The organism is Bacillus cereus group sp. BfR-BA-01383, from assembly GCF_022663495.1.
GTDB classification, from domain to species: domain Bacteria; phylum Bacillota; class Bacilli; order Bacillales; family Bacillaceae_G; genus Bacillus_A; species Bacillus_A cereus_AU.
This window is the reverse complement of the sequence record NZ_JAKUFP010000032.1, coordinates 1-12,373: the sequence shown is the minus strand read 5'-3', so window position 1 is coordinate 12,373 and position 12,373 is coordinate 1. Positions and strand designations below refer to the sequence as shown.

Sequence of the window (12,373 nt, the reverse complement as noted above, 5' to 3'; positions counted from 1 at the left end):
GAAAGGCGTGATTGTACGATGGAACTATGGTTCACTGAAAAACAAACAAAACATTTTGGAATTACGGCGCGTATTAACCGCACATTACATACGGAGCAAACAGAATTCCAAAAACTTGATATGGTTGAAACGGAAGAGTTCGGAAACATGCTTATTTTAGACGGCATGGTTATGACGACAGAAAAAGACGAGTTCGTTTATCATGAAATGGTAGCGCACGTACCTTTATTTACACATCCAAACCCTGAAAACGTTTTAGTTGTAGGTGGTGGTGATGGCGGTGTTATTCGTGAAGTGTTAAAACACCCAAGCGTAAAGAAAGCAACTCTTGTTGAGATTGATGGGAAAGTAATTGAGTACTCTAAACAGTACTTACCATCAATTGCAGGCGCATTAGACAATGAGCGTGTAGAAGTGAAAGTAGGAGACGGTTTCCTACACATCGCGGAAAGCGAAAATGAATATGACGTAATTATGGTAGATTCTACTGAGCCAGTAGGACCAGCAGTAAACTTATTTACGAAAGGTTTCTACGCTGGAATCTCTAAAGCGTTAAAAGAAGACGGTATTTTCGTTGCGCAAACGGACAACCCTTGGTTCACACCAGAATTAATTACGACTGTGTTTAAAGATGTAAAAGAGATTTTCCCAATTACTCGTTTATACACAGCAAACATTCCAACATACCCAAGTGGTCTTTGGACATTCACAATCGGATCTAAAAAATATGATCCACTAGAAGTAAGTGAAGAGCGTTTCCACGAAATTGAAACGAAATACTACACAAAAGAATTGCACAATGCAGCATTCGCATTACCGAAATTTGTTGGCGATTTAATTAAGTAAGAAAATCGAATTTTAACAAATAAAGTGTAAATAGCTCATTTAAGGTGTTTGTCCAGAAGACTTGAACATGCTAGCTATTTACACTTCTGTAAAGAAAATCGTCTTCTTGTTATGAAACAGAAGACCCCGGTAAATCGAGAAAGAGGAGCAGTGCGCTCCAAATTTGAGAAATATGAAAGGTTGGGATACCTTAAGTTCCACATAAGGAGGAAAAGAATATGCGTTTTGATGAAGCTTATTCAGGTAAAGTATTTATTAAAAGTCATCCAAGTTTTGAAGAGTCAAAGGTAGTTATTTACGGGATGCCTATGGATTGGACAGTAAGTTACCGTCCAGGATCCCGCTTTGGCCCTGCACGTATTCGTGAAGTATCAATCGGTCTTGAAGAATATAGTCCATATTTAGATCGTGAACTAGAAGAGGTAAAATATTTTGATGCGGGTGATATCCCATTACCATTCGGAAACGCACAACGCAGCTTAGACATGATTGAAGAGTATGTAACAAAACTTTTAGATGCCGGTAAGTTTCCACTAGGTCTCGGCGGTGAGCACTTAGTGTCTTGGCCAATTTTTAAGGCAATGGCAAAAAAATATCCGGATTTAGCGATCATCCACATGGATGCTCATACTGATTTACGTGAATCGTATGAAGGGGAGCCTTTATCCCACTCTACACCAATTCGTAAAGTGTGTGATTTAATTGGTCCGGAAAACGTATATTCTTTCGGAATTCGTTCTGGAATGAAGGAAGAATTTGAATGGGCAAAAGAAGTAGGTATGAATTTATACAAATTTGACGTACTAGAACCGTTAAAAGAAGTATTACCGAAACTTGCAGGACGCCCAGTCTATGTCACAATCGACATTGACGTATTAGACCCAGCTCACGCACCAGGAACAGGAACGTTAGAAGCTGGAGGTATCACATCTAAAGAATTATTAGATTCCATCGTGGCAATTGCAAATTCAAATATAAATGTAGTTGGAGCAGACCTAGTAGAAGTAGCTCCAGTCTACGACCATAGTGACCAAACACCAGTCGCAGCAAGCAAATTCGTGCGGGAAATGCTGCTCGGTTGGGTGAAATAAAAGCGGAAGCGGCTCGCTCAGAATCGCAGGTCATTGGAACGCTCGACCGAGAGTGTGAAATGGCCGGAGATTCTAGCTGCCGTAACTGGATAAAATAAGGGCCTCCTACATGAATAGGGGCCCTTATTTTTTCGTTATGTGTCGGTAAGTCGATATATTAAAAAACCGTTGATATAATTTCATTTACCATGGCGGCTCATGAAAAAAAGAGTTATTCTCAAACGATGAGAATAACTCTTTTTCTTATGCCACGTTCTCTTCCGAATTAATTCCGCGAATTTCATCAGCGGAGCGGATTGGATATTTGCGGAATACAATTGATCCAACGTATCCGACAATAGTAGTAACGATTCCACATAGTACAGCAGCGATCGTTACTTTTATAACGTCATTAAATCCGAATAAGACAAGAAGTCCTGGAATTGGTGATGCGGTCCCTGGTGCATTATTAACGAGCTGGAATAGCGATGTAATAATACCAGCAAGTGCACCGCCAACGAAGTTGGTCATATAAATTGGAATTGGATTTGCTGAGACTACATCGGCTTGTGTTAAAGGCTCGATTGCTACAGCAATTGTATCTTTCTTTGAACAAATTTTTAGTCGTTTAAAGAAAATAAAGTTCATTGGGGCTGAAGCTGCTACGGCAAGACTACCAATTGCCATTGGTAAACCTGTTAATCCAAGCATGGCAGTTAGTGCCATAGAACTTAATGGGGAGGTAGAAATAACTGTAATCAATCCACCAAGCATAATGCCCATAATGATAGGACTTTCTGTAGTTGCAACTGAAATCATAGAACCGATTTTACCGAGTGTTGCGTTAACGAGCGGATCCATAAGCATGGCCATTCCGCGTGAGATTGGTGCGGCAATAAATAAAATTGCTAAAAATTCTACACCAGCTGGTAGTTTCTTTTCGAGAAATTTCACGATGAATGCACAAATGTATCCAGCGAAAAATCCTGGTAAAATACCGAATCCACTAGTAGCGATACCGATTAAAACAGCGTATACGGGTGAAACGCCAATTGCTAGTGCGACTAAAATTGCCGCTGCGACACCACTCATACTACCAGAAGCTTCTCCTACTGATTGTAAAAAGTCATTATGAAACATTTCCCCACCGATATAACGGTGAAATGCTTCAACAAGAAAACTTGCGATTGCTGCATTAGCTAAAGCACCCATTGCTTTCATTCCGTAAGGAGCACGGTAACTAAAAAGTGTAAATAGACAGAGTACAACAAGTAATAGTGCTAAACCTTGCAAGATAGCCATTTGAAAACTGTCTCCTTTGATTTTTGTAATAAAGTGAAACTTTAATCAGTGGGGGGGTTGTCCGTTCCTGTTGATTATTAGCCTTCACCAATCGGGCATTTACGGGCATTTATCTCCCACTTACCTTTCTCGTATTCGCCGCATTTTGGGGTGGGAGTCTTACTGCCCGCAAATAGCGGGATAAAAATTCGTATCATTCAATAATAATATAAAAGTTTGTTAAACGGAAAAACTTTTTGCACAGAAATTGCTGTAAGGTGAAAAATCCTTACAATAATGTAAGGGAAGTGTAAGGCATTTCGATAGAGTATAGTCTGCTTTTTTTCGTATAATACAGGTATAGACATATGGTTAGCGAGAAAGAAGTGCAAACAGGAGGCACGTGTATGAAATTGGTAATTAAAGTTTTAGCTGTGTTCGCTATTATTTTAGGGGGAACAGCATATTATTTAAACACAAAAACAGAAGGTGTGCATGCTTTTGTAGATAACTTCTTTTCAAATAAAGAAATACAAGATTATTATGCAGTTATAGATAAAGGTGAGAAAAAAGACGATGAATATTTGTATACATTTAAAGGGTATACAGAAGACGGAAAGTTACAAGTTATTAAAAGAATGATGAATCGTGAATTGCATACAGGTGCTTTTATAAAAATTTATGCAAAAGGTATGCAGGGAAAAGGATGGGCTGAAATCCCGAAAGAGTCGATCCCGCAAAAGGCACTGCAAAAGATAGAAAAACCATAAAAGGAGCGAATCATTCGCTCCTTTTTAGTGCGTTAAAATAGTGATAGCTGTATTCTCTTTGCTCGAAATGATTTTTGCCGTGCCCCCAATTGGGAAAGTGAAAATGGGAGTTGTATGTCCGAAACTTGCGTTTGCGATGATAGGGATATGCGCAAGTTCAGGCTTTGAAACAATCATTTCCTGTATGTCTTCGATTGTACAATCTGCTCCTTTTTGCATTCTTCCTATAATAATACCTTTTACATATTCAAAATCTTGTTGCTGCATAAGGGAATGTAAATAACGATCAAAAGTTTTAAGAGTAGCTTTTCCAGTTAGGCTATCTTCTTCAAGAAATAATAATTTATCTCGCAAGTTCGGCATGTATGGTGTACCTTGCAGTAAATTTAAAGTACTCATATTGCCGCCAATAATATCTCCTGTCGCTTCTCCTTCTTGAATCGAAACATATCCTTCATTTTTAATAAATTCTCGATTTTCTTGATCAACATACCAAGAGTCATCGCTCCACATTTCAGATGGCATGATTTCAATAGGCTCATTAGAAGTTAAGCATTTTAGAAAGTAATCGGTTGTATACTCGAGACCTTTCTCCATTCCAAATGAAGAGAAGTGAGGACCTGAATATGTAACAAGACCTGTTTTTGTATAAATTGCGTTATTTAAAGCAGTAATATCAGAATAGCCACAGAAAAACTTTGGATTTTCACGAATTAAATCGTAATCGAGATATTTCAATAAACCATTAGAGTTGTATCCGCCAAGTGTTGTCAAAATGGCCTTTACATTAGGGTCTCTAAATGCTTCGTGGAGGTCTTGGACGCGTGAAGAAATAGAAGAGGAAGAGAATCGGTCTATCTCTTCAGCATGTTTTGAGAATGTAACTTGAAAGCCCATGTCGGTTAATCTTTTTCTAGCGAGATTTCTGTTTTCATTTGAGACAATACTTAAACTACAAGATGGTGAAATAACCCTTATTTCATCACCTTTTTTTAATTTTGTTGGTAGCACTCGGTTCACCTCTTTAATTAATGTAATATTTTGATTTTATAAATATTTTATCATATGAAATAAAGTGAAGGTGAATTATTTTTTGAAAAGGAGTTTTCCTGATTTTTCAGCAGACAGACAGAGTCTTTTTTTGATATGATAGGAAAAGTGATTTATTATAAGTAGTATTTAATATCTATAACATTTGAAAGGTGTGCAAGACGTGAAGAAACAACTTGCAGGCTTGCCAGTACACGTTCATTTCGTAACAGAAATCCGTGAAGGGGCGAGGAAGGAAACCGTTGCTTTTGAAGCAAATGGTCAATACTATGTAAAAGGTCAAGGTACATATGTAACATTCCAAGAGCCGAACGAACAAGGCGAAGTGAAAACAATTATTAAAATTCAAGATGAACAAGTTCTCATTATGCGTTCAGGTGCTATTTCTATGCGTCAGACGCATGTGAAAGGTGAATGGACAACTGGTACGTATACGAGTGAACTTGGTACGTTTACATTGCAAACGAAAACTGATAACGTTCTTTTTAAATGGTCGGATGAAAAGAAAAAAGGACAACTCTTCTTAACGTACGCATTGCTTCTAAGTGAACAAGAAGCTGGCAGATATACAATTACAATTAATTTGAAGGAGGCAAAATAATGAATTCTTTAGAACAAGTAAAAGGATTAATTAAAGAAGAAATTCAAGCTGCTGTATTAAAGGCAGAATTAGCAACAGAAGAACAGATTCCAAACGTTATATTAGAATCTCCAAAAGATAAAACAAATGGTGACTTCTCTACAAATATGGCAATGCAACTTGCACGCGTTGCGAAAAAAGCACCTCGTATGATTGCAGAAGAATTAGTTGCAAACTTCGATAAAGCAAAAGCTTCTATTGAAAAAATTGAAATCGCTGGTCCTGGTTTCATTAACTTCTACATGGATAATAGCTACTTAACAGACTTAATCCCAACAATCGTCAACGCTGGTGAAGCATACGGTGAAACGAATACTGGTAAAGGTGAAAAAGTACAAATTGAGTTCGTATCTGCGAATCCAACAGGTGATCTTCACTTAGGACATGCACGTGGTGCGGCAGTAGGTGACACTTTATGTAACGTATTAGCAAAAGCAGGATACGATGTATCTCGTGAGTACTACATTAATGACGCTGGTAACCAAATTCATAACTTAGCTCTTTCTGTTGAAGCTCGTTACATGCAAGCTTTAGGTTTAGAGAAAGAAATGCCAGAAGACGGTTACCATGGCGCGGACATCATTGGAATCGGTAAACGTTTAGCTGAAGAGTTTGGCGATCGTTACGCGAATGCTGATGCGAAAGAAAGCTATGAATTCTACCGTGAATACGGTTTGAAATATGAGTTAGCAAAACTTCAAAAAGACTTAGAAAGCTTCCGTGTTAAATTCGATGTATGGTTCTCAGAAACATCATTATACAAAAACGGAAAAATCGATGCTGCACTTGCAGTATTAAAAGAGCGTGACGAGATCTTTGAAGAAGGCGGTGCAACTTGGTTCCGTTCTATGACTTACGGTGACGATAAAAACCGTGTATTAATTAAAAACGACGGTTCTTACACATACTTAACGCCAGATATCGCTTACCACCGTGACAAGTTAGAGCGTGGTTTCGATAAATTAATCAACATTTGGGGTGCTGACCACCATGGTTACATTCCTCGTATGAAAGCTGCTATTCAAGCGCTAGGTTACGATAAAGAAACACTTGAAGTAGAAATCATCCAAATGGTACAACTGTACCAAAATGGTGAAAAAATGAAGATGAGTAAGCGTACAGGTAAAGCAGTTACACTTCGTGAGCTTATGGAAGAAGTAGGCGTGGACGCAATGCGTTACTTCTTCGCAATGCGTAGCGGTGATTCTCATTTAGACTTTGATATGGACTTAGCTGTTTCAAAATCTAATGAAAACCCAGTATACTATGCACAATATGCTCATGCTCGCGTATGCAGTATCCTTCGTCAAGGTGAAGAGTTAGGATTAGCTACAGACGGAGACGTGAATTACAAACTTGTTACTTCTGAGAAAGAAGTGGAGTTACTGAAAAAACTTGGTGAATTCCCAGCTGTAGTTGCGGATGCAGCGCAAAAACGCCTGCCACACCGTATTACAAGCTATGCATTTGAATTAGCAGCAGCATTGCACAGCTTCTACAATGCAGAAAAAGTATTAAACCAAGATAACTTAGAATTAAGTAAAGCTCGCTATGAGTTAATGAAAGCAGTACGCACTACACTTCAAAATGCACTAGCAATCGTAGGGGTATCTGCACCAGAAAAAATGTAATAGACAAAAGAAAAGATGCTTGTTTTTGTTTAAAAGCGATATACAAGTTGATATAAAAACATCTCATCAGTCTATAGACTGATGAGATGACAAAGAAAGCAGACCGTCGAAAAGTCGTATGGGAGAGAACCTCACGTACGACTTGATGAGGGGAAGCTGGGAAAAAAAAGAGATGGCAAAGCTATCTCTTTTTTTGTTTCAGTTTTCTACTCTAAATATATGTGGCAAATATATGTTGTGGTGATAAAAGGAAAATAGAAAAACACCAATTAACTATTGCTTTTTTAGAACAATTCTAGAATAATATGTTGTTGGGGGTAAAATTATCAAAAAGCTATACATGTAGTATTAGTTGGTGGAACGTTACTAGTAAATGATGTGTTCGTTGTAAAAAATGTTGTTACAACTATACCGAATACTAAACTAACACTTTATCTGACCAAGTATATACACAATTAGTAATTAATCTTGAAAATTTCCAACCTAGCTAAGAAACTAGGGATTTTATGTCTAAAATAGTATATATAGTCCAACTGAAGTTTCCATGATTCGATAAAAATAATGAAAGGATATAAATCTCTCGATTTTAACATCATCACTACTTATATATATATGAATATATTAATTTTAATATGTAATATCACCCTAGAAAAGCTAACTCTTCTTAGCGAGTAAGTGAAATGTATGTATAAGTTCATTTTAATTCTTCGATATAGCCATAGATCCATTAGGTAAATTACTTTTTCTCGACACTTATTTATAGACTCCAAAAATGAAAAGGCTGAATTTTATATTTCTACACGATTCATATGAAATTAGTTGCCAATTAAACTCTTTTTTATTTACCCCCAAATTCGTTCCACTGTATTCAGATTTGGAGAATATGACTTTTATCTTCATGGGCAAGCAATATTTCGTCCGGAGCGTTTTTTATCATATAGCGCTTATATTGGAACATTTCTTCAATGACATCCTTTAGAATACGAGTATTCTAGCATGTTTCACAGCCGTAGCCTTCTTTGGCTGGGGTGCTAAATTCGATTATACGCTATACTTCTTGTTATTCTTTACGAGGATAATGATGGAAGTTTGCTAAAAGCATATTTGCCTGCAATGAAATTTTTACGTATTGAGCAATTGTTTGCACTTTGGGATATGAAGAAATTTCAGAAACTCTACGACATAATAAGACGAATGATTGTCATGATTTTTATCGTGAATGCTTGTTGAATTGTCTTCTCCTGACTTTGAAGTTGTTCTATGGCCCGTTCATGTGTATTTGTAATTTGGATTCCTTTATTAAAGTTTGTTCTTTCCCGTAGCTGTTTTTTGTAAAGAATATAGACCAGAAATAGCATAGTTTAGATATGTCTGAGAAATTAGATGAATCTATATAAAGGTCAAATTTCGAGTCTCTAAGCAATAGAAGAATTGAAGAATTGAAAAAGATGATAATAGCTATCAAACATATGTAAGTAAAATAGCTTAATGGCATTGAATCCTAGTATCTTTGTCATAGTATGTTTGCACCAAAATCTAGAAATTTTTAATTTTATAGGGAGGAAAATATGTATTTAAAAAGAATTACTTCTATTTTTTCGATTATAATGATTTTTATGTTTACTATAGGCCAGAGTCTTTTACCTATAGTAGCAAATGCACAAGAACTAAACACAGCAGGACTTGTGGATAGTTTTCAGATTGGTAAAACAAATCTAAGTACCACAGAACGGACTAAAGTAACTGTAAACTTCAGTGAAAAAGATGGACTTAGGTTGAAGTCTGGAGACACACTAACATTAACACTGCCTCCAGAATTAAAAGGATTAGATAGGGAGTTTCCATTAGATGAATATGGTACTTGTAAAGTCACTGCAGGTACTGTGGTATGTACATTTAATGATAAAGTGAGTAAATATGAAAATATTCAAGGGTATTTAAACTTTTTCGTGGAAGCTACTAATGTAGGAACGGATCAAAAGAAAGAGATTGAAACCAATTTCGGTACAACTGTAGATAAGCAGTCTGTAACAATTACCGGTCCAAGTAGTGGTGGTGGCACAGATCCTGGAAAGCCACCGTTTTTTTATAAAACTGGTGATATGAACTCAGGTAAGGACGATGAAGTACGTTGGTTTTTGAATATAAACTTAGGTAAAGAAGATTTAAGTCGTGATATTGTTGTGACTGATAATTTACAGGAAGGTCAAACGCTTAATAAGGATAGTTTCTATATAATTGTAGATGATGATTTAGGTCGTCGATCTTTAACGCTACAAGAGCTTGAAGGGCAAGGTTACGGAACAATTACCTTTACCGGAGACAAATCATTTAAAGTTGTGCTTAATAAGGATAAAGCACGTCTTGCCTCCTTTTCGATTGGTTATACATCTACTATAACGGAAGCTGGGAAGACGCAAGATTTTTTTAAGAATGATTATACGATTGATTACCAAGTTCTAAACGAAGAACCAGTTCATGAATCGGGTAGTTATCCAGTTGAAAATATGGCAGCTGGCGGTGGTGCTACTGGTAACAAGGTTCCAAAAGGACAGCTAAAAATTGTTAAGCACATTGAAGGAAATAAAGAAAAAGTAATTTCGAATGTTTCGTTTAAGTTGTATAAAGAGTCTGGTGAACAAGTTGGGGGCGAATATAAAACAAATGAAAAAGGGATAGTTGAAACTCCTCCATTATCACCAGGTAAATATTATGTACAAGAGGTTTCAGCTCCAGACTATATTGATTTCGATCCTCAGAAAAAAGTAGGGTTTGAAATAAAATCAGATGATGAAAATGGAGTCGAACTGGATATTCCAAATAAAGTGAAAACTACATCTGTTTCAGGAACAAAGATGTGGAATGATAACAACAATAAGTTTGGTACACGCCCAGAAAGCATCACAGTTCAATTGCTTCAAAATGGAACAGAATTTAAAACAGAAGAAGTGAAAGCTGATAAAGAAGGCAACTGGACTTTCAGCTTCAAAGATCTACCAAAGTACGATGGACAAGGAAATGAAATCAAGTACACAGTAAGTGAAGTAAAAGTGAAAGACTACGAAACAAAAGTAGACGGAACAACAATCACGAACACTTACAAAAATACAGAAACAACAGAACTAAGTGGTAAAAAAGTCTGGGAAGACTACAACAATAAGTTTGGTACACGCCCAGAAAGCATCACAGTTCAATTGCTTCAAAATGGAACAGAATTTAAAACAGAAGAAGTGAAAGCTGATAAAGAAGGCAACTGGACTTTCAGCTTCAAAGATCTACCAAAGTACGATGGACAAGGAAATGAAATCAAGTACACAGTAAGTGAAGTAAAAGTGAAAGACTACGAAACAAAAGTAGACGGAACAACAATCACGAACACTTACAAAAATACAGAAACAACAGAACTAAGTGGTAAAAAAGTCTGGGAAGACTACAACAACAAGTTTGGTACACGCCCAGAAAGTATCACAGTTCAATTGCTTCAAAATGGAACAGAATTTAAAACAGAAGAAGTGAAAGCTGATAAAGAAGGCAACTGGACTTTCAGTTTCAAAGATCTACCAAAGTACGATGGACAAGGAAATGAGTACACGTACACAGTAAGTGAAGTAAAAGTGAAAGACTACGAAACAAAAGTAGACGGAACAACAATCACGAACACTTACAAAAATACAGAAACAACCGAACTAAGTGGTAAGAAGGTCTGGGAAGACTATAACAATAAGTTTGGTACACGCCCAGAAAGTATCACAGTTCAATTGCTTCAAAATGGAACCGAGTTCCAAACAAAAGAAGTGAAAGCTGATGAAAAAGGCAACTGGACTTTCAACTTTAAAGATCTACCAAAGTATGATGGACAAGGAAATGAAATCAAGTACACAGTAAATGAAGTAAAAGTTGACAACTATGAAACAAAAGTAGACGGAACAACAATTACGAATACTTACAAGAATACGGACAAAACAGAACTAAGTGGTAAGAAGGTCTGGGAAGACTACAACAATAAGTTTGGTACACGCCCAGAAAGTATCACAGTTCAATTGCTTCAAAATGGAACCGAGTTCCAAACAAAAGAAGTGAAAGCTGATGAAAAAGGCAACTGGACTTTCAACTTTAAAGATCTACCAAAGTATGATGGACAAGGAAATGAAATCAAGTACACAGTAAATGAAGTAAAAGTTGACAACTATGAAACAAAAGTAGACGGAACAACAATTACGAATACTTACAAGAATACGGACAAAACAGAACTAAGTGGTAAGAAGGTCTGGGAAGACTACAACAATAAGTTTGGTACACGCCCAGAAAGTATCACAGTACAATTGCTTCAAAATGGAACCGAGTTCCAAACGAAAGAAGTGAAGGCTGATAAGAATGGTAACTGGAGTTTCGACTTCAAAGATCTACCAAAGTATGATGGACAAGGAAATGGAATCAAGTACACAGTAAATGAAGTAAAAGTTGACGACTATGAAACAAAAGTAGACGGAACAACAATTACGAATACTTACAAGAATACGGACAAAACAGAACTAAGTGGTAAAAAAGTCTGGGAAGACTACAACAATAAGTTCAATACACGCCCAGAAAGTATCACAGTACAATTGCTTCAAAATGGAACAGAGTTCCAAACGAAAGAAGTGAAGGCTGATAAGAATGGTAACTGGAGTTTCGACTTCAAAGATCTACCAAAGTACGATGGACAAGGAAACGAGTTCAAATACACAGTAAGTGAAGTGAAAGTTGATGGCTACGAAACAAAAGTAGACGGAACAACGATCACGAACACTTACAAAAATACAGAAACAACAGAACTAAGTGGTAAGAAAGTCTGGGAAGACTACAACAATAAGTTCAACACACGCCCAGAAAGTATTACGGTTCAATTGCTTCAAAATGGAACAGAGATTAACAAGCAAGAAGTAAAAGCGGATAAAGAAGGAAACTGGAGTTTCAACTTCAAAGACCTACCAAAGTACGATGGACAAGGAAATGAGTTCAAATACACAGTAAGTGAAGTGAAAGTTGATGGCTACGAAACAAAAGTAGACGGAACAACGATCACGAACACTTACAAAAATACAG

At 36.7% G+C, this 12,373-nt stretch carries 8 protein-coding genes; 6 read left to right on the top strand and 2 right to left on the bottom strand.

Features of this window, described 5'->3' with window-relative positions:
- Positions 1-18 precede the first annotated feature (18 nt).
- Both speE and speB read left to right on the top strand, forming a co-directional pair.
- A complete protein-coding gene (gene speE / locus MR065_RS21820) occupies positions 19-846 on the top strand; it encodes a polyamine aminopropyltransferase (RefSeq protein WP_046955494.1) in 828 nt (275 codons plus the stop codon).
- Between the two features lie 218 nt (positions 847-1,064).
- Positions 1,065-1,937: an agmatinase gene (gene speB / locus MR065_RS21815; protein ID WP_098989533.1), complete on the top strand. Its 873-nt coding sequence runs from the start codon at positions 1,065-1,067 to the stop codon at positions 1,935-1,937.
- A 243-nt stretch (positions 1,938-2,180) separates the two neighbouring features.
- Here speB and MR065_RS21810 read toward each other — a convergent pair whose 3' ends face one another.
- Positions 2,181-3,218 (bottom strand): PTS sugar transporter subunit IIC, encoded by a 1,038-nt coding sequence (locus MR065_RS21810; RefSeq protein ID WP_097902433.1) that lies wholly within the window; start codon positions 3,216-3,218, stop codon positions 2,181-2,183.
- Positions 3,219-3,604: 386 nt separating this feature from the next.
- Here MR065_RS21810 and MR065_RS21805 point away from each other — a divergent pair, with 386 nt between their 5' ends.
- Positions 3,605-3,967, top strand: coding sequence for a YxeA family protein (locus tag MR065_RS21805; RefSeq protein ID WP_097902432.1), 363 nt, complete (start codon positions 3,605-3,607; stop codon positions 3,965-3,967).
- 24 nt (positions 3,968-3,991) lie between these two features.
- Here MR065_RS21805 and MR065_RS21800 read toward each other — a convergent pair whose 3' ends face one another.
- Positions 3,992-4,978, bottom strand: coding sequence for a S66 family peptidase (locus MR065_RS21800; protein WP_242215046.1), 987 nt, complete (start codon positions 4,976-4,978; stop codon positions 3,992-3,994).
- A 202-nt stretch (positions 4,979-5,180) separates the two neighbouring features.
- On the opposite strand from MR065_RS21800, the gene MR065_RS21795 reads away from it, so the two are divergent.
- The 3 genes from MR065_RS21795 to MR065_RS21785 form a co-directional block, all read left to right on the top strand.
- Positions 5,181-5,618 carry a YwiB family protein gene (locus tag MR065_RS21795; protein ID WP_242215045.1) on the top strand — a complete coding sequence of 146 codons (438 nt, stop codon included), beginning with the start codon at positions 5,181-5,183 and terminating at the stop codon, positions 5,616-5,618.
- Entirely contained in the window at positions 5,618-7,288 is a 1,671-nt protein-coding gene (gene argS / locus MR065_RS21790; protein ID WP_242215044.1) for an arginine--tRNA ligase, read from the top strand. Before MR065_RS21795 ends, argS begins: the two co-directional genes overlap by 1 nt.
- A 1,568-nt stretch (positions 7,289-8,856) precedes the next feature.
- Positions 8,857-12,373, top strand: a 3,517-nt coding sequence (locus tag MR065_RS21785; protein ID WP_242215043.1) for a Cna B-type domain-containing protein, incomplete at its 3' end; no start/stop codon positions are given.